Genomic DNA, 17,823 nt, shown 5'->3' on the forward strand with positions numbered 1-17,823 from the left:
CGAGACGGTGAGGGACGCATGCTGTACTACATCCTGTACCCGCTGCGGGAGCGGTTCTTCGGCTTCAACGTCATCCGGTACATCACCTTCCGGTCCGTGGCGGCGGCCGTGACCGCGATGGTGCTGAGCATCGTCATCGGCCCGTGGGTGATACGGAAGCTGCACGAGCTCGAGATCGGCCAGCCCGTCCGGCGCGACTGGTTCCCCCTCTTCGCGCAGCACAAGGGCAAGGAGGGGACGCCCACCATGGGCGGGGCGCTCGTCATCCTCGCGGTGCTCGTCTCCTGCGCCCTCTGGGCCGACATCCTGAACCGGTTCGTGCTCCTCGCCCTCTTCGCCCTCATCTGGCTCGGGGGGATCGGATTCATCGACGACTATTTGAAGGTGGCCAGGCGAAGCCCGCAGGGATTGGGCGCCAAGCGCAAGCTCGCGGGACAGGTCGTCCTCGGGCTCTTCGTGGGATTCTATCTCCTCCACCACCCGGTCACGGCGCCGTACGCCGCCGAGATCAGCGTGCCGTTCCTCAAGACGCCGGTGGTCACGGATCTGGGCCTCCTCTACATCGTCTTCGCCCTGCTCATCCTCGCCGGGAGCTCCAACGCGGTGAACCTCACCGACGGCCTCGACGGGCTGGCGATCGGCTGCGTGGTCAGCGCGGCCCTCGTCTACGCGGTGATGAGCTACGTGGCCGGCCACGCGCAGTTCGCCTCCTACCTCCAGATCCGCCACATCCCGGGGAGCGGGGAGCTGGCGGTCTTCTGCGCGGCCATCGTGGGCGCGGGGCTCGGCTTCCTCTGGTACAACGCCCACCCCGCCGATATCTTCATGGGCGATACGGGGTCGCTCGCCCTCGGCGGCGCCGTCGGGATCGTCGCCATCCTGATCAAGCGGGAACTCGCCCTGCTGCTGGTGGGCGGGGTCTTCGTGATGGAGGCCGTCTCGGTTATGCTCCAGGTCGCCTCGTTCAAGCTCACTGGGAAAAGGATCTTCCGGATGGCGCCGATCCACCACCATTTCGAGATGAAGGGGTGGTCCGAGACGAAGGTCGTGGTCCGGTTCTGGATCCTGGCGCTCGTTTTCGGGCTGATCGGGCTCGGGGCGTTGAAGCTGCAGTAGGACGCGCGCGGCGCGCGGCGGGACCGGAGAGGGCGGACGGGGATGGAGCTGCGAGGGCGGGAGGTGCTGGTGCTGGGGATCGGGGAGAGCGGGACCGCCGCCGCGCGCCTCCTCGTGCGCGAGGGGGCGCAGGTGCGGTGCAGCGACGGCGGCGCGGGGCCCGAGGTGCGTCGCCGGGCCGCGGCGCTCGAGAAGATCGGGTGCCGGGTCGAGTTCGGGGGGCACACCGCGGACTTTTCCCGCGGCGTCTCCCTCGCGGTGCTGAGCCCGGGGATCGACCCCTCGGTGCCCGCGGTGCGGCGGCTGCGGGACGCCGGGACCGAGCTGATCTCGGAGATCGAGCTCGCGTTCGCCCTCTGCCGGAGGCCGGTGACCGCGGTGACGGGGACCAACGGCAAGACCACCGTCGTGACCCTGATCGAGCGCATCCTGCGGGAGGACGGGCGGCGCGCAGACGCCTGCGGCAACATCGGCCGGGCATTCTCCGACTGCGTGCGAAACGACGGGGAGGAGGGGATCTTCGTGGTCGAGGCGAGCTCGTTCCAGCTCGAGGCGTCGCGCCGCTTCAGGCCGCGGGTCGCCGTCGCCTTGAACCTCTCCGACGACCACCTCGACCGTTACCGCACCATCGAGGAGTACGGCGCGGCGAAGGCGGCGATCTTCCGCAACCAGGGGGAGGGGGATTCGGCGCTCGTGAAGGCGGAGGAGCGCCCGGCGTGGGAGCGCCGGGGGCTGCGGAGGGGGCAGCGGATCCTGGAGTTCTCCGCGGCGCGGCGCGTCGCGGAGGGGGCGTGCCTCGACGGCGATGCGCTCACCCTGGTATCCGGGGGGAAGCGCGAGACGGTCTGCCGCAGGGACGAGCTGCCCCTCGCCGGGGGGCACGACCTCGAGAATGCGCTCGCCGCGGCCGCGGCCGCGGCGGCCTCCGGGGCCCGCCCGGCGTCGATCCGGCGGGTGTTGGGGGAATTCAAGGGCCTCCCGCACCGGATGGAGCCGGTCGGATCGCGAAACGGCGTCCTCTTCGTGAACGATTCGAAGGCGACCAACCCCGACGCGGTGCGCCGCGCGCTGGAGTCGGCGAAGAAACCGGTGGTGCTCATCGCCGGGGGGAGGGACAAGGGGTTCGACTACGCGCAGCTCCGCGCCGCGGTCAGGCACGCGGCCAAGGGGGTCGTGCTCTTCGGCGAGGCGCGCGACACGATGGCGCGCGCGTTGTCGGGCGCGGCGCCGATCCGTCTCGCGGGAACGCTCGAGGAGGCGGTGCGGGCGGCGGCGGATCAGGCGGAACCGGGGGAGACGGTGCTGCTCTCGCCGGCGTGCGCGAGCTACGATATGTTCAAGAACTACGAGGAGCGGGGGGATGCGTTCAAGCGGATCGTCGGGCAACTGCGCCCCTGAACCCCGCCTGCTGAAACGACGGAGGGAAAGGAGGACCGGATGAGCAGGAGAACCCTGGTGGCGGTGGTGGCCGCGGCGCACCTGTGCGTGCTCGTCGTGCTGGCGCTGAGCGGCGGCTGCGCCTTCGACAGGAAGGAGCCGAAGCTGATGGCGGCGGGGCCCGTGCAGGAGATCCGCGCGCCGGAGGGTGAGCCGGAGTCCATCCTCGAACCGAAGGGGATGGCGGAGGAGTTGGACCTGCTGGTGTCGCGCGAACCGGAGCTGATCCCGGCCGTGCGGGAAGAGGCCGTGGAGCCGGAAGCGGCCGCGGCGGCGACCGCCGCCCCCCCGACCCCGCTGCCGTTCGTCGAGGCGCCGCCCGCGGCGGAGAAGGCGGAAGCGCCCGGTAAAGAAACGATCGCCGAGGCGCCCGCCGGGACGACGCACAAGGTCGCGCCCGGCGAGAGCCTCTGGAAGATCGCGCGCAGGTACGGGCTCACCGTCGCCGAGCTCGCCTCGCACAACAACCTCCCCCCCGACGCGCGGCTGAAGGCCGGCCGGCTGCTCTCCGTGCCGGCGCCGTCGGCGGGCGCGGCGGCGCCCGCGGCCGCCGCGGCGCCCGCGGCCGCCGCGGTGACCGAGACCGCCCGGCCGGCCGTCGTCGCGGAGCCCGCGAGGGGGCCGGTCATCCGGCGGCCCGCCCCACGCCCCGCGGCGCGGGCCGTCGCCCCGGCGGCGCCGCGCCCCGGCGCGGCGGCGGTCACGCGGCATCTGGTGAAGAAGGGGGAGACCCTCTCGTCGATCGCCAGGATGCACGGCGTGCCGTTGCAGCGGATCGTCGCCGCCAATGAGATCAAGGACGCGGGGAGGATACGCGCGGGGCAGGTTTTGACGATACCGCTCCGGTAGCGTGGCGGCGCGGGCGAAACGGACAACGGCAGGCGGAAGAGGGAACAACCGGTGAACCAGCGGACGTTGCTCTTCTTCACGGTGATCGCGCTTTTGGGCATCGGCATCGTGATGATCTACTCCACGAGCGCCATCTTCGCCCAGGAGCGCTTCGGGGACGGGTACTACTACCTGAAGCGCCAGGCGCTCTGGGTGTTCATCGGCCTCGCCGCCTTCGCCGCGGCCATGAACGTCGACTACCACCGGCTCCGCGCGCACAGCCTCACGCTGGTCTTCGCCAGCATCGCCCTCCTCGCGCTTGTCTTCGTTCCCGGGGTCGGGAGGACGGCGGGGGGGGCGAGCCGCTGGATCAGGATGGGGCCGGTCAACTTCCAGCCGTCCGAGTTCGCCAAGCTCGCCGTCGTCCTCTACATGGCGGACGTGATGGCGAGGAAACAGCGCCAGATCGCCCTGTTCTGGAAAGGGCTGGCGCTGCCGCTCGCCCTCTTCGGGGGGATGCTCTGCATGATCATGCTCCAGCCGGATCTGGGGACGACGATCCTCTGCGCGCTCGTCATCGGCATACTGCTGTTCGTGGCGGGGGTGCGGATGCGCCTCCTCCTCCCGCTCTGCCTCGCCGCCCTGCCCGCGATCTACGCGCTTGTCTTCAGTTCCGACTACCGGAGGAGGCGGATCCTGGCGTTCGTGAATCCGTGGGCGGACCCGGAGGGGACCGGTTTCCAGATCATCCAGTCGTTCATCGCCCTCGGCTCCGGCGGGGTCGCGGGGCTCGGGCTCGCCCAGAGCCGACAGAAGTTCTACTACCTCCCCGCGGCGCACACGGATTTCATCTTCTCCATCATCGGGGAGGAGCTCGGCATCCTCGGGGCGGGCGCCGTCGTCACGCTGTTTTTGGGCCTGCTCGTCTTCGGGATGCGGGTGTGCGCGAAGGCGCCCGACCTGTACGGGCACCTGCTGGCACTCGGGATCGTCTCGATGCTCACCCTCCAGGCGCTGATCAACATCGCGGTGGTGACCGGGAGCCTGCCGACGAAAGGGTTGCCGCTCCCGTTCATCAGCTTCGGCGGATCGAGCATGATCTTCAACCTGTTCTCCCTTGGGGTGCTGATGAACATCGGCAGGCACGAGGGGACGGACCAGGTGGCGCACTATCTCGAGAGCCGTTCCGACAGGACGATGCGCATATGAGGATCGCCTTCGCGGCGGGGGGGACCGGCGGGCACCTGTACCCGGCGATCGCCGTCGCGGAGGCGCTCGCGGCGGCGGGCCGCGCGCATGACTGCTTCTTCTTCGTGTCGCGGCGCGGCGTCGAGCGGAGGATACTGGAGGGCGGCGGGTTCCCGTTCGCGGAGCTGCCGGCGTGCCCGGTCGCGTCCGCCGCGCCGCACCGGCTCCTGCCCGCGGCGGCGCGGATGCTGTGGGCCTACCGGGCGGCGCGGCGGCTGATGCGGGAGCGAAACACCGAGGTGCTGGTCGGTTTCGGGGCGTACGCGTCGGTGCCGCCCGCCTTGGCGGCGCGCGCCCTGGGGCTCGGCCTGGTTATCCACGAGGCGAACGCGGTGATGGGGAGGGCGAACCGGCTGCTGAGGCGCGTCGCGCACGCGGTCGCGTTGGGGATGCCGCAGGGGGAACGCCGAGGCGAAACGCCGGGGGAGGTCACCGGCACCCCGCTCCGCGCCGGGATCCTGCGCGGGGCCGACCGGAACGAGTCGCGCCGGCTGCTCGGCCTCGCGCCCGACCGGTTCACCCTCCTCGTGACGGGGGGGAGCCAGGGGGCGCGCGCCTTGAACGGGGCGGCGGCGGGGGCGGCGGGGGCGTTCACGCGCGAGGGGATCCAGGTGCTGCACCTCGCGGGGGAGGAGGGATGCAGCGAAGTGCGGGAGGCGTACCGCCTCGCGGGGCTGGCGGGCGCGGTGCTGCCGTACCTCGGCGGGATGGAGCGGGCGTACGCCGCGGCGGACATCGCCGTCTGCCGCGCGGGGGCGATGACGCTCGCCGAACTCGCGCAGGCCGGGCTTCCGGCGATCGCGGTGCCGTTCCCGGGGGCGACCGGGAACCACCAGGAGGCCAACGCCCGCTTCTACGAGAGGGCGGGCGGCGTGCGGGTGCTCCCGGAGCGCGATCTGACGCCGGGGCGCCTGGCCGAACTGGTGATCGGGTGCATGCGCAGCCGCGCGGAGAGGGAGGCGATGTCGCGCGCCATGCGCGCCGCGGCGAGGCCGGACGCCGCGGCGCGGGTGGCGGAGATCGTCGAGAGGGTTGCGGGACGGCGGAGGGGAGGCCGGAGACGAGATGCGTGACGCCGCCCTCCAGGGACGCCTCCGCGAGCTGTTCGGGGCGCGGGTCCGCTTCGACGAACCGCTCGCCCTGCACACGAGCCTGCGGATCGGCGGGGCCGCGGAGGCGTGGGTCGAGGCGGAGACGGAGGAGGAGCTCCGGCAGCTTCTCTCCCTCTGCGCGGAGAGGGGGGCGCCGTTCCTGGCGGTCGGCGGGGGGACGAACCTCCTGGTGCGGGACGGCGGCTTTCGCGGTGTCGCGGCGCGGCTCGCCGGACGACTCGCGGAGACGCGTTTCGACGGCCGCGAAGCGGTGTCGGGCGGAGGCGCCCGGCTCCAGACGCTCGTCGCGGGGGCGCTGCGGCGCGGCCTCGCCGGCCTCGAGCGCCTCGCCGGGATCCCGGGCACGGTGGGCGGCGCGGTGCGGATGAACGCGGGGGCGGGCGGCGCGGCGATCGGGGACAGGGTCGCATGGGCGCGCCTCCTCGATCCCTCGGGCGCGGCGCGCCGGGTGGAGGGAACGGCGATGGGTTTCGGCTACCGCGAGTGCGGGGCGGCGCGCAGGGCGGTCGTCGTGGAGGTCGGCCTGGCGCTCGTTCCGGGCGACCCGTCGGCCCTGGCCGCCGAGGCGGAGGCACGCCTGCGGAGCCGGGCGGAGCGGCTCCCGGATGAGCCGAGCGCCGGCTGCGTATTCAGGAACCCGCCCGGCGGGCCGCCCGCAGGGGCGCTCATCGAGCGGCTCGGCCTGAAGGGGGCCCGGGAGGGCGGCGCCGCGGTGCATGCGCGGCACGCGAACGTGATCGTGAACCGCGGCTCCGCCACGGCCGCCGACGTGCTGTCCCTGATGGGCCTGATCGAGGAGAGGGTCCGCGAGGCGACGGGGACGGTTTTGGTGCCGGAACTGGTCGTGGAGGGGGAGGGATGACGGGGGATACGGGGGGATCAGGCGGATGAGGAAGAAGGGGAACGTCAAACTGCGGAAGGGTCGCCGCACGATCGTCTTCAACGTCGACGTGGCGCGCCGGCGGCGCGCGCGGGAGCAGCACGCCGCGCACGACCGCGCCGCCCTGTGGCGGCGGGCCAAGCTCGCCGCGGCGATCGCCGCGGCGGCGGCCCTCGGCCTCCTCGGCACGGCGAGCGTCCGAGAGCGGTTCCAGACGCCGCCGCGCTTCACGGTCCGGTGGATCGAGGTCGCCAACGAGGAGACGCTCTCGAAGCGGGAGATCGCCGCCATCTCCCGCGTGCAGGTCGGCGACAACCTGATCACCGCGGACCTCGAGGCGGTCCGCCGGCGCCTCTGCGCGCACCCCGATATACGGGACGCCGTCGTGAGCCGGAGGATCCCAGGGGGGATCCTGGTGCGGGTCTACGAGCGCACCCCGATCGCCGCGGTGGAGGCGGGGGGGCGCTATGTGCTCGACGAGGAGGGCTTCGTCCTCTCCCCGAAGAAGGCGGCGGCGTGCCGCGCCCTTCCGTTTGTCACCGGCCCGTCATTCAAGGCGCTTCGGCCGGGCGACCGCATGCGCAGCCCCGCCGTCCGCCGGGCGCTCGACGTCGTCAAGACCTGCCGCGAAACGGAGCTCGGCGGGCAGGTCGAGCTTGTGGGCGTGGACGTGCGCGACCCGGAGAACACGGTGCTGCGGTCCGGTTCCATACAGGAGATACGGATGGGCGGCGACGACCTCGACGAGCGGCTCCGGCTGCTGTCGTTCGTGCTGAAGCAGCGGAGATTGCGCGGCATCGAGGGGCCGGCCTCCTATCTCGATCTGCGCTGGAAGGACGTCGCCGAGATGCCGCTGCGGCGGGACGTGGCCTCGGTGCGTTCGTCGCGGGGAGGGGCGGAATGACGGCCGGCGCGAACCTCGTCATCGGTCTCGACGTCGGCACGACCGCGGTGCGGACCGTCGTGGCGGAGCTGGACCGCGAGACGCGGTCGCTCCGGGTCATCGGCCTCGGCCACGCCGCGGCGCGGGGGCTCCGCAAGGGGCTGGTGACGAACCTGGACGGGGCCGTCGAATCGATCACCCGCTCCGTCGAGGACGCCGAGAAGATGGCGAATGTGGAGATCCACTCGGTCTTCGCCGGGATCACCGGGGGGCACGTCAGGTCGTTCAACAGCCGCGGCGTCGCGGCGATCGGCGAGGGGGGGGAGATAGGCCGCAAGGACGTGGATCGCGCGATCGCGGCGGCGCGCGCCGTCTCGCTCTCGGCCGACCGGGAGATCCTCCACACGATCCCCCAGGAGTTCACCGTCGACGGGCAGGCGGGGATATGGGAGCCGGAGGGGATGGCGGGGGTCCGCCTCGAGGCGGAGGCGCACATCGTCACCGGAACCATCACGGCCGCGCAGAACATCGTCAAGGCCGTCAACAAGGCGGGGTTCGAGGTGGAGGATATCGTCCTCCAGTCGCTCGCCGAGAGCATCGCGGTCCTCGGCGAGGACGAGAAGAACTCCGGCGTGCTGCTCGTCGGGCTCGGGGGAGGGACGACCGGCTTCGCCGCGTTCCACCGCGGCTGCATCCGCCGGTCGGGGGTGCTCGCCGTCGGCGGCGACCACGTCACCAACGACATCTCGGTCGCGCTCAGGGTGCCGATCACGCTCGCTGAGGAGGCCAAGGTGACATGGGGCAGCATGGCGGAGGAGCGCGCGGAGGCGGGGGAGGAGATCGAGGTGCCGCCGTCGCCGGGCCGGGACGCGTTCCGTTTCGGGCGGCGGGACCTCGCGCGGGTGATCGAGAGCAGGATGACCGAGATCCTCACGCTCGTCAGGCGCCAGGCGGACCGGTCGGGGCTGCGCCGGATGATGGCCGCGGGGGTGGTGCTCACGGGCGGCGGCGCGCTCGGCGACGGGGCTGTCGAACTCGCGGCGAGGATCTTCGACCTCCCGGTGCGGATCGGGAGACCGGCCGGAATCTCGGGCATCTCGGAGGCGCTGGACAACCCCGTCTTCGCGACCGGGACCGGCCTCGCCCTGTACGGGCAGCGGATGAGGAACGAGGGGAGGGTCTCCCGGTTCAGGCGGCGGGGCCGTCTGTCGCGCGCCGCGGACCGGCTGCGGGAGTGGGTGGGGAAGCGTTTCTGACCTTCCGTCCCCGTCACGGGTGCAAGGAGGGAAGATCGATGGATTCAAAGGAAGGACGCCAGGTGCAGATCAGGGTGCTGGGGGTCGGCGGGGCGGGCTCCAACGCCCTCGACCGGATGCTCGGGACGGACGGCGAACGGATCGACTGCGTGGCGGTCAACACCGACCGCCAGGCACTGGAACGGTCAAGCGCTCCGCAGAAGATCCAGATCGGGGAACAGATCACCCGCGGACTCGGCGCGGGAGGGAATCCGGAGGTCGGGCGGCGGGCGGCGCTGGACTCGACCTCCGCGCTCGAGGCGGCGATCGACGGGTGCGACCTCCTGTTCGTCGTGGCGGGGTTCGGCGGCGGGACGGGAACGGGGGTCTGCCCCGTGGTGGCGCAGATGGCCCGCGATCGCGGGATACTCACCGTGGTGATCGCCACCACGCCGTTCGACTTCGAAGGGCAGAAGAGGAAGGCGCAGGCGATGGAGGGGCTTCGGCTCGTCGACGAGGTCGCCGACACGGTGATCGTGGCGCCGAACGACCGGCTCTTCCAGGGCGCCGACCCGGCCAGCTCGATGGTGGATGCGTTCGCCTTCACCAACGACATCCTCGCGGAAGGGGTCGGGTGCATCGTGCGGCTCATCACCAGGACCGGGCTCATCAACCTCGACTTCGCCGACGTCAGGACGATCCTATGCGGCGGGGGGCGTGCCGCGCTCGGTTTCGGGACGGGCGCCGGGGAGGGGGGCGCCGTCGAGGCGGCGCGCCGTGCGCTGGAGAACCCGCTCTTCGACCGGGAAGCGCTCTCCCGCGCGCGCGGGCTGCTCATAAGCGTGATGGGCGGCGACGACCTCGGCCTAGGCGAGGTCCGGGAGGCGGCGGTGACGGTCAGCGGGATGGGCGACGGGAACGCGCACGTGATCTTCGGCGCCGTGGTCGATGCGGAGTTCCGGGGCAGGCGCCTGGTGACGGTGCTGGCGACGAGCCGCGACGGAACGGGGATGGCGGAGGCCGGGCACACGGAGGAAACAATCGCCGCGCCCGTCCCGCTGCAGACGATGATCGACCTGGATTTCAACAGCTACGAGCATTTCGAGCAGACGGAGCCCACGATATTCGAAGGGGAGAACCTCGACATCCCGACCTTCATGCGCAAGGGGGTGCGCGTCGGCGCCGCGGCGGGGTGATCCGCCGCCTGCGGAAGACGATTCGGGGCGACCGCCGGCCAGTTACCCACACTCGCCTCTGGACGGTCGGCCGCCCTGATCTTCATTGCACGGGGCCCACAGGAGCCCTGAAAACCGAAGGTGGCCGGACCCGGGCGCAGCGCCGCTGCGCGCACTCCGCGGTTGAACGGGGGGGGCGGGATAGGGTATAGTCTGTGCCGCACGGGGGGAGGCGGACGATGCGGCTGCTCCAGTTCCTTCTGCGGGTCGCCAAGTTCATCGCGGGCCTCCTGCTCATCCCCGCCTGCGCCGGGGCCACGGTGGCCCTCTACCGAGACCTCCTGGGGCCGATCAGTTCCCAGGTCTGGTTTCTCGCCGGCTTCGGCGTCTTCGTCCTGATCTTCGCCATCTTTCAACAGCCGATAAAGTCGTACGTCTTCGGGCACGAGCTCACCCACGCCTTCTGGATACTCCTCTTCCGCGGCGAGGTGACCGCCTTTTCCGCCTCCTCGAAAGGGGGGAGGGTGGAGGGGACGAAAGGGAACTTCCTCATCGCGCTCTCCCCGTACTTCTTCCCCGTCTACACCATCCTCCTCATCGCCCTCTACTTCGCGGGGAAGCTGTTCTGGGAGCCGCAGCGGTTCACCGAGGGGTTCGTCTTCCTGATCGGCTTCACCTGGGCGTTCCACATCATCCTGACCATCTCGGTTCTGATCAAGGGGCAGACGGAGGTCAAGAAGAACGGCTACCTGTTCTCGATCGCCGTCATCTACCTGATGAACATCCTGGTGCTCGGGCTCGTGCTCACCTTCATCTGCGATACGTTCGACCTGGCGGACCTCGCCTCCGCGATGCGCGGGAGCGTCTCCGAGGCGTACGCCCGTTTCGCGCGCGCGGCGGGGACCCTCTCCGCGCGCTGACGGGGAGGCGGAGAGGGGAGGGGGCCGACGGGCCCCGGCTCCCGGGGGAAAGGCCCCGGGGGACGCGGCGGAGCCGCCGCGCGGGGATTCCGCGGTTGAACGCGGCGGCCGGTGGCGCTATACTGTCGCCGTCGCACCGGTCTGGATCATCGGGAGGAGGTTCACAATGAGCTATGCGGGACGTGTCGCCGCGCTCGCCGCGGCCGCGGCGTGCGCCGCGGGGTGCGCGGCGGTGCTGCACCCGTACAAGTCCGCGTCCACCGGCTTTCATATCGCCTCGGTGAAACGCGAGGACAAGCTGCTCGCCATCGACGGACAGTCGCGTCTCGTGGAGGCCCGCGGCATCAAGTCCGAGGGGAGCAGCGGTTCCGGGAAGTTCACCGGCCTCGGGGGGCTCGACAAGTGGCGCTACGAGGCGCGGTTCCTCCCCCCCGAGAAGCAGGGCGAGGAGTACGTCGTCACCTTCGTGGCCCGGGGGCCCGACGCGGCCCTGCCGAGGCCGCTGACCGTCGTCTTCGAGTATATGTACACGAAGGAGGTCGAGGTCCACTCCTCCCGGAGGGTGTACGAGAACCTCCCCGTGGGGCGGCACAAGTATGTCTGGAAGAACCTCGGCGCGCAGAACCTGGAGAAGGGGGATATCGCCAGCTGGCGCGTCACGCTCCAGTACGACGGCGTCGAGGTCGCCGAGAAGCGCTCGGCGCTCTGGCGGCCGTGGGGCAAGGTCGTTCTTGACGAGTAGCCGTCCGGATCCCCCGTCCATGCGCGTGCGCGATACGGGCGTCCCGGCGGAACGGTGCGAGAGTCTCGGGCGGATGCTCGAGGAGACCGCCTCCCGCCACCCGCGACGCCCGGCGCTCTTCACCGAGGGGCGCGTCGTCAGCTACCGTCTCCTGGATGCGCGGACGAACCGTTTCGCCTCCGTTCTCCGCACCCGCCTCGGGATCAGGCGCGGCGACCGCGTCGCCGTCCTCCTCGGCAATGGGCGGCATTTCGTCTACTCGTTCCTCGGCGCGCTCAAGGCGGGCGCGACGGTCGTCCCCCTCAACACCTTCCTGACCGCCCCGGAGCTCCGGTACATCATGGAGGACTCGGGCGCGAAGGTCCTCGTGACCTCCGACGCGTTCGCCCCCGCGGTCAGGGGGTTCTCGGATTCCGTCCGGTCCCTCGAGGCGATCGCCACCTTCGGCCGGGAGGATCTCGGCGCCAAGGGCCGGCGCTGCGACGAGCTCCTCCGCGGAGCGGGGGCGGGGCCGCCGGGGGTCCCCGTCGGCAGGGAGGATCTCGCCGTCGTCATCTACACCTCCGGGACGACCGGAAGGCCGAAGGGCGCGATGCTCACCCACGGCAACCTCCTTTCCAACCTCTCCGCCTCGGCGAAATGCATCAGGATCGGGCCGCGCGACCGGGTCGTCTTCTTCATCCCGATGTTCCACTCGTTCGCCCTGACCGCCTGCATCCTGATGCCGATCGCCGTGGGGGCGGGGTGCGTCGCCGTGGCGCGGCTCGCGTCGTTCCCGCGGCTCGTCGGGGAGATGCTCAAGCGGCGGGCGACGATATTCATCGGCATCCCGCATCTGTATGACGTGCTCGCGCAGCGCGGGTTCCCCTGGTGGGTGAGGCGGATCCTGCGGCTTCGGCTCTGCATCTCCGGCTCCGCCCCGCTCTCGGCGGCGACGCTCAGGGCGTTCGAGAAGCGCGTGCGGATCCCGCTCCTCGAAGGGTACGGCCTCTCGGAGACGTCGCCGGTCGTCTCGATCAACCCGCTCGACGGGGTGCGCAAACCGGGCTCGGTCGGCCAGCCGATCCCCGGCGTCGAGGTGCGGATCGTCTCCGGGGACGGGGCGTCCCTCCCGCAGGGGGAGCGGGGCGAGGTCGCGGTGCGGGGGCCGAACGTGATGCGGGGCTACCTGAACAGGCCGCGCGAGACCAAGGAGACGATCCGGGACGGCTGGTTGCTGACAGGCGACATCGGCACGCTCGACGAGGACGGGTACCTGTACATCGTCGACAGGAAGAAGGATATGATCCTGTTCCACGGGATGAACGTCTACCCGCGCGAGATCGAGGAGGTGCTCTATCGCCACCCGCGCGTGGCGGAGGCCGCGGTCGTGGGCGCGCCCGACACACACCGGGGCGAGGTGCCGGTCGCCTTCGTCTCCCTCAGGGAGGGCGGGGGCGATCCGGTGCGCGAGCTCGTCTCCTGGTGCCGCCGCCACCTCGCCGCGTACAAGGTCCCCCGCCGGATCGTCGTGCGCGACAAACTGCCCCGGAATGCGGCGGGGAAGATCGTGAAATCGGGCCTCAGGGAGGCCTCGGCCGCCGGTGCGGCTTCGATCGACGGGGCGGCCCCGGGCGCTTGACGGCCTCAGGGGAACGTGCTATATATGCTGCAAGGAGTGATTCATGAAGAAGCGTGGCGTAAAGAAGCCCGTGCCGTTCGGGGCGGAGCGCCGGGTGGAGTTGCGGGCGGATGTCGACGTGCCGCTCAAGATCAAAAAGGATAGGAACGTCATCGAGGCCCACACAAGGAACCTGAGCGCCTCCGGGGCATTCTGCACGCTCGACAGGTTCGTCCCTCTCAACTCGACCCTCGACGTGACGCTCCTGGTCCCCGAGGCGCCCCGAAAGGGGCGCCCGGCGCAGAAGAAGGTCCGATGCCACGGCATCGTGGTCCGGAACACGCCCGAGGGCGCGGACGCCGCGCACCCGCACTACGGCATCGCGCTCTGCTTCACGGACCTGTCAACGGCGGACCGGGAGCGCCTCGACACCCTGGTGCACGAGAAGCTGCACGTCCCGCCGTCGAAGGGAACCCCCGCGCCGGCTTCGCGCGAGGGGGCGGGAAAGATCTTCTCGTCGAGATGCTTCGGGAGGAAAGGATTCAGTGTGCGCTCGGCGAACTTCAAGGTCATGGGCGACGGGATCAGCTTGAGCAAGAACGGCATCTGTTTCCAGGCCGACCGCAGCATACCGCTCTTCAGGGAGATCGCCGTCAACCTGGTGCTCCCCCCCCGGGCCAAGGAGCGCCGCGAAAAGGCCCACGAGGCGCTCCAGTGCAGCGCGGTGGTGGTGGGGTGCGAGCAGGCCGCCGACTCCGAGAGGTACGATATGGCCGCCTATTTCGTCGGTCTCACGAAAGAACAGAAGGAACGGCTCGACCGCTGCATCAAGGAGATCCTCTGATCTTCCCGGGCCGCGTCCCGCCCGCCGCGGCCGCCCTGGTGAAAGGAGCCGATGGCCGAACTGCCGTGGATACTCGGGGAAGCGGTGAGGCGCGGGGCCTCCGACATCCATCTGAAGGTGGGGTGTCCGCCGATATTCAGGATCGCGACGAAGCTCGTGACCCTTGACCACCCCCCGCTCTCGCCCGCCGATACCGAGGCGATCGCCCAGTCCGTCGTCACCGGCGCGCAGTGGGCCTCGTTCCAGAAGGGCGCCGAGCTGGACGTCGCCCATATCGACCCCGCATCCGGCAGGTTCCGCACGAACATCTTTCTCCAGCGGGGCATGGTCGGCGTTGTGATGCGGCACGTGCGGACGCGGATACCCGACTTCAAGGAGCTCGGGCTTCCGCCGATCGTCGAGAAGATCGCCCTCTTCGACCGCGGCATCGTCATCGTCAGCGGCGCAACCGGCTCCGGGAAGTCCACCACGCTCGCCGCGATGGTCGATTTCGTCAACGCCAGGGTCCGCCGCCACATCGTGACGATCGAGGACCCGATCGAGTTCATACACGAGGACGTGAAGTCGGTGATCGACCAGCGCGAGGTCGGCATCGACACGCGCTCCTTCCCCTCGGCCCTCCGTTTCGTGATGCGGCAGGACCCGGACATCATCCTGATCGGGGAGATGCGCGACAAGGAGAGTTTCATGGCGATGCTCACCGCCGCCGACGTGGGGCGGCTCTCGCTCGCCACCCTGCACACCTCCAACGCCGCCCAGGTGGTGCTCCGGGTGATGGACTTCTTCCCCGCGGCGGAGCGCGAGCAGGCCCGGCTCCAGCTCGCGGCGAACCTCGGCGCGGTCATCTGCCAGCGTCTCCTCCCGCGCGCCGACGGCGCCGGTTCCGTCCCCGCCGTGGAGGTGATGCTCGGGACCGCCACCGTGCGCAAGCTCATCCGGGAGAACAAGGTCGAGAAGCTCTCCGCCGCGATCCAGGAGGGACGGGACCAGGGGATGCAGACGTTCAACCAGTCCCTCGTGGACCTCGTGCAGTCGGGCGTCATCACGGACGAGACCGCCTTCGCCTACTCGCCGAACCCCGAGAGTCTCAAGATGAACCTCCAGGGGATCTACCTCGACGAGTCCCGCCAGATCCTCGGCGACGATTGAGCCGCGCCTCCGCGCCCCGCATCCGGCTCCTTTCCCCCGCGGCCGGGCGCGCCTGCCCGGCCGGGCGGAGCGCCGGAACGGCCGAAACCCCCCGAGGCGCCGGACGCGCCCGGCCGACATCTTCCGTGTCCCCCGCCTTCGATCCGTGGCACAATGGTGCCGTGTCCGACTATCTTGATTCCGTCCGCGAGCTGAAGCGCCTCGCCGCCCTCGAGCGCGGCGCGTTCCCCCCGAGGCCCGCCGCCTGCGCCGTCGCGCTCGTCTACCCGGACTCGTATTTCGTGGGGATGAGCAGTCTCGGCTTCCAGTTCGTCTACGCGCTCCTCAACTCCCTCCCCGACGTGCGCGCCGAGCGCGCCTTTTTCTCCCCCCGCCTCGAAAGCCGCACGGTGGAGAGCCGGGCGCCGCTGGGGACCTTCGACCTCGTCGCCTTCTCCCTCTCCTGCGAGCAGAACTACGGGAACGCGGCGGCGGTCCTGCGCGGCGCGGGCATCCCCCCGTTCGCCCGCGAGCGAGACGAGCGCTTCCCGCTGATCGTCGGGGGGGGCGTCTGCGCCTCGCTCAATCCGGAGCCGCTGGCGGACCTGTTCGATCTGTTCGTCCTCGGGGAGGCGGAGGAGATCCTCGGCCCGCTCTTCGAGCGCCTGCTGCGCCGGGGGAGGACGGTCGACAGGGGGCGGCTCCTCCGGTCGCTCGCGGAGATCCCCGGGGTCTACGTGCCGCGCCTCTTCGTCCCGCGCCTCGACGGAGAGGGACGGATCGCGGCGGTGGAGCCGGTCGACGCCTCCGTGCCGCGCCCGTCCGTCCGGCGGACGGCCGATCTCGACCGGTGGCCCGCCCTCGCCCCCGTGATCGCCCCGGAGACCGACTTCGGCGGCAAAGCGCTCGTGGAGGTGTCGCGCGGCTGCGGGCGGGCGTGCCGGTTCTGCGTCGCGGACTACGCCTACCGCCCCCCGCGCACGCGGAGCCGCGCGGCGCTGTCGCGCGCGATCCGGCGCGGGAGGGCGGCGCCGGGCGGCGTCGCGCTGCTCGGCGCATCGCTCTCGGACCTCCCGTGGACCGAGCAGATCTGCGCCGAGGCCGCGGCGGACGGCGGGCGCGTGTCGGTCTCCAGTGTGCGGGCCGACGCGCTCAGCGACGCGCTGCTGCGGATCCTCGCCGGGAGCGGCGCGAAAAGCATCACGATCGCCCCCGAGACCCCCGCCGAGCGTCTCCAGCGTCGCGTGAACAAATCCGTCTCCGCGCGGGAGATCCTCTCCGCGGCCGAGCGGGCCGCGGCGGCGGGCATCCGCGAGTTGAAGCTCTATTACCTCGTCGGCATCCCGGGGGAAAACGACGGCGACCTCGATGCGATCGGGGCGCAGGTGGCGGCGGCGGCCTCCCGTATCCCCGCGAGGGTGAGCGTCGGCTGCCTGGTCCCGAAGGCGGCTACGCCGCTCCAATGGGCGGGGATGGAGGAGGAGCGTGCATTGCGGAAGAAGTTCGCGGCGCTCAGGGGGATGCTGGCGCGGATCCCGCGCGTCCGGGTGAGCGGGATGAGCGCGCGGGAGGCGCTCCTCGAAGGGGCCCTGGCGCGCGGGGACCGGTCGCTGGCGCGGCACCTTGCCGCGGGCGAGCGGATCCCGAGGGAGGCGATCACCCGGCATGCCGTGCGGCCGCGCGGCGCGGACGAGATCTTTCCCTGGGACCATCTCGACACGGGGGTGTCGAAATCCTACCTCCGACTCGAGTTCGAGCGGTTCATGCGGGGGGAGATGACGGCGCCGTGCGCCCCGGCGTCGTGCCGCGCCTGCGGCGCGTGCGGGGACGGGATCGCGGGACGGGAAGGGTGAGATACAAGACGGCCGCGGCGCACCGCAGCGGGGCGGACGGCACTGTCGCGGCGCCGGCGGGGAGCGCGGGGAACAAGGCGATCGCAGCCCACCCGGACGCAGGCGCGAACCGGGTGAGCGCGGGAGGGGGCGGCGGATGATCCAACAAGACGGCTGCGTCTTCTTCGACATCCTCGCCGCCGAGCGGTGGCTCGGGCACGCGTTCACCACGCGGGGCTTCGAGGGCGGCGCGGGCGCGTTCGAGACCAGGGAGGCGGCAGTCGGCCGCCTCAGGGACCGTTTCTTCCCCGGCGTCCGCGGCGCGGTCTGGGGCGAACAGGTGCACGGGAAGGCGGTCGCCCTCGCGGACGGGCGGGGCGCCCCGTGGGGCGAGAGACCCGGGGTCGACGCGCTCATCGCCGGGGCGGAGGGCGTTCTGCTGGCGGCGTTCTCTGCGGATTGCCCGACCGTCTTCATCGCCGACAGGCGCGCCCGCGCGATCGGCCTCGTCCACTCGGGGAGGCGGGGGACGGAGCAGGGGGTCGTCGGCGCCTGTCTCGACGAAATGGCCGCGGCGTTCAACACCTCGCCGGCGGACTGTGTCTGCGCGATAAGCCCCTCGATCGGCCCCTGCTGCTACCCGGTCGATCTCTGGTCGCTCCTCGAGGAGGAACTCGGGAAGCGCGGGGTCGCGGCCGTGGAGAACCCCCGGATCTGCACCTCCTGCAGCCCGGCGCTGTTCCATTCGTACCGGAGGGAGCGGGGGCGGTGCGGGAGGATGGTCGGGGCGATGACGGTGCGCGGGGGCGGGGTTGAAAGGCGTTGACCGAGGCGGCGCGACTG

17 protein-coding genes are annotated in these 17,823 nt (G+C 71.3%); all 17 read left to right on the forward strand.

Annotated elements, in window-relative coordinates; all coding sequences use genetic code 11:
- Positions 1-18: 18 nt before the first annotated feature.
- The 17 genes from GXY35_10735 to GXY35_10815 all read left to right on the forward strand — a co-directional run bounded on the left by GXY35_10735 (position 19) and on the right by GXY35_10815 (position 17,806).
- The gene (locus tag GXY35_10735; GenBank protein ID NLW95053.1) at positions 19-1,116 is read left to right on the forward strand and encodes a phospho-N-acetylmuramoyl-pentapeptide-transferase; all 1,098 of its coding nucleotides are present in this window, start codon (positions 19-21) and stop codon (positions 1,114-1,116) included.
- Between the two features lie 42 nt (positions 1,117-1,158).
- A complete protein-coding gene (gene murD, locus GXY35_10740) occupies positions 1,159-2,514 on the forward strand; it encodes a UDP-N-acetylmuramoyl-L-alanine--D-glutamate ligase (protein ID NLW95054.1) in 1,356 nt (451 codons plus the stop codon).
- A 39-nt stretch (positions 2,515-2,553) separates the two neighbouring features.
- Positions 2,554-3,402, forward strand: a complete 849-nt coding sequence (locus tag GXY35_10745) for a LysM peptidoglycan-binding domain-containing protein (protein NLW95055.1) — start codon at positions 2,554-2,556, stop codon at positions 3,400-3,402.
- Between the two features lie 51 nt (positions 3,403-3,453).
- A complete protein-coding gene (ftsW, locus tag GXY35_10750; GenBank protein NLW95056.1) occupies positions 3,454-4,590 on the forward strand; it encodes a putative lipid II flippase FtsW in 1,137 nt (378 codons plus the stop codon).
- Positions 4,587-5,702, forward strand: coding sequence for an undecaprenyldiphospho-muramoylpentapeptide beta-N-acetylglucosaminyltransferase (murG, locus tag GXY35_10755; protein ID NLW95057.1), 1,116 nt, complete (start codon positions 4,587-4,589; stop codon positions 5,700-5,702). Before ftsW ends, murG begins: the two co-directional genes overlap by 4 nt.
- Positions 5,695-6,603: a UDP-N-acetylmuramate dehydrogenase gene (murB, locus tag GXY35_10760; protein ID NLW95058.1), complete on the forward strand. Its 909-nt coding sequence runs from the start codon at positions 5,695-5,697 to the stop codon at positions 6,601-6,603. The genes murG and murB overlap by 8 nt, the downstream gene beginning before the upstream one ends.
- 25 nt (positions 6,604-6,628) lie before the next feature.
- The gene (locus tag GXY35_10765; GenBank protein NLW95059.1) at positions 6,629-7,525 is read left to right on the forward strand and encodes an FtsQ-type POTRA domain-containing protein; all 897 of its coding nucleotides are present in this window, start codon (positions 6,629-6,631) and stop codon (positions 7,523-7,525) included.
- Positions 7,522-8,760 carry a cell division protein FtsA gene (gene ftsA, locus GXY35_10770; GenBank protein ID NLW95060.1) on the forward strand — a complete coding sequence of 413 codons (1,239 nt, stop codon included), beginning with the start codon at positions 7,522-7,524 and terminating at the stop codon, positions 8,758-8,760. Before GXY35_10765 ends, ftsA begins: the two co-directional genes overlap by 4 nt.
- A 38-nt stretch (positions 8,761-8,798) precedes the next feature.
- The gene (gene ftsZ / locus GXY35_10775) at positions 8,799-9,935 is read left to right on the forward strand and encodes a cell division protein FtsZ (protein ID NLW95061.1); all 1,137 of its coding nucleotides are present in this window, start codon (positions 8,799-8,801) and stop codon (positions 9,933-9,935) included.
- 218 nt (positions 9,936-10,153) lie between these two features.
- A complete protein-coding gene (locus GXY35_10780; GenBank protein NLW95062.1) occupies positions 10,154-10,834 on the forward strand; it encodes a hypothetical protein in 681 nt (226 codons plus the stop codon).
- Positions 10,835-11,000: 166 nt separating this feature from the next.
- Positions 11,001-11,576 (forward strand): hypothetical protein, encoded by a 576-nt coding sequence (locus GXY35_10785; protein ID NLW95063.1) that lies wholly within the window; start codon positions 11,001-11,003, stop codon positions 11,574-11,576.
- Positions 11,577-11,595: 19 nt separating this feature from the next.
- Positions 11,596-13,197 (forward strand): long-chain fatty acid--CoA ligase, encoded by a 1,602-nt coding sequence (locus GXY35_10790; protein NLW95064.1) that lies wholly within the window; start codon positions 11,596-11,598, stop codon positions 13,195-13,197.
- Between the two features lie 43 nt (positions 13,198-13,240).
- On the forward strand, positions 13,241-14,020 hold the full coding sequence (locus GXY35_10795) for a PilZ domain-containing protein (GenBank protein NLW95065.1): 780 nt from the start codon (positions 13,241-13,243) through the stop codon (positions 14,018-14,020).
- A 51-nt stretch (positions 14,021-14,071) separates the two neighbouring features.
- Complete coding sequence (locus GXY35_10800; GenBank protein ID NLW95066.1) at positions 14,072-15,169, forward strand: PilT/PilU family type 4a pilus ATPase; 1,098 nt, start codon at positions 14,072-14,074, stop codon at positions 15,167-15,169.
- Between the two features lie 161 nt (positions 15,170-15,330).
- Positions 15,331-17,001: a radical SAM protein gene (locus GXY35_10805; protein NLW95067.1), complete on the forward strand. Its 1,671-nt coding sequence runs from the start codon at positions 15,331-15,333 to the stop codon at positions 16,999-17,001.
- Positions 16,998-17,141, forward strand: a complete 144-nt coding sequence (locus tag GXY35_10810; GenBank protein NLW95068.1) for a hypothetical protein — start codon at positions 16,998-17,000, stop codon at positions 17,139-17,141. The genes GXY35_10805 and GXY35_10810 overlap by 4 nt, the downstream gene beginning before the upstream one ends.
- Entirely contained in the window at positions 17,138-17,806 is a 669-nt protein-coding gene (locus GXY35_10815; GenBank protein NLW95069.1) for a polyphenol oxidase family protein, read from the forward strand. The genes GXY35_10810 and GXY35_10815 overlap by 4 nt, the downstream gene beginning before the upstream one ends.
- The last annotated feature ends 17 nt before the right edge of the window (positions 17,807-17,823 follow it).

Source organism: Chlamydiota bacterium, from assembly GCA_012729785.1.
GTDB lineage: Bacteria > Auribacterota > Tritonobacteria > UBA1439 > UBA1439 > UBA1439.

Coding starts and splice junctions, on each gene's coding strand:
- GXY35_10785 (NLW95063.1), top strand. CDS start 11,001: ATGAGCTATGCGGGACGTGTCGCCGCGCTCGCCGCGGCCGCGGCGTGC.
- GXY35_10795 (NLW95065.1), top strand. CDS start 13,241: ATGAAGAAGCGTGGCGTAAAGAAGCCCGTGCCGTTCGGGGCGGAGCGC.
- GXY35_10790 (NLW95064.1), top strand. CDS start 11,596: ATGCGCGTGCGCGATACGGGCGTCCCGGCGGAACGGTGCGAGAGTCTC.
- GXY35_10800 (NLW95066.1), top strand. CDS start 14,072: ATGGCCGAACTGCCGTGGATACTCGGGGAAGCGGTGAGGCGCGGGGCC.
- GXY35_10815 (NLW95069.1), top strand. CDS start 17,138: ATGATCCAACAAGACGGCTGCGTCTTCTTCGACATCCTCGCCGCCGAG.
- GXY35_10735 (NLW95053.1), top strand. CDS start 19: ATGCTGTACTACATCCTGTACCCGCTGCGGGAGCGGTTCTTCGGCTTC.
- murG (NLW95057.1), top strand. CDS start 4,587: ATGAGGATCGCCTTCGCGGCGGGGGGGACCGGCGGGCACCTGTACCCG.
- murB (NLW95058.1), top strand. CDS start 5,695: ATGCGTGACGCCGCCCTCCAGGGACGCCTCCGCGAGCTGTTCGGGGCG.
- ftsZ (NLW95061.1), top strand. CDS start 8,799: ATGGATTCAAAGGAAGGACGCCAGGTGCAGATCAGGGTGCTGGGGGTC.
- murD (NLW95054.1), top strand. CDS start 1,159: ATGGAGCTGCGAGGGCGGGAGGTGCTGGTGCTGGGGATCGGGGAGAGC.
- GXY35_10780 (NLW95062.1), top strand. CDS start 10,154: ATGCGGCTGCTCCAGTTCCTTCTGCGGGTCGCCAAGTTCATCGCGGGC.
- ftsA (NLW95060.1), top strand. CDS start 7,522: ATGACGGCCGGCGCGAACCTCGTCATCGGTCTCGACGTCGGCACGACC.
- GXY35_10745 (NLW95055.1), top strand. CDS start 2,554: ATGAGCAGGAGAACCCTGGTGGCGGTGGTGGCCGCGGCGCACCTGTGC.
- GXY35_10765 (NLW95059.1), top strand. CDS start 6,629: ATGAGGAAGAAGGGGAACGTCAAACTGCGGAAGGGTCGCCGCACGATC.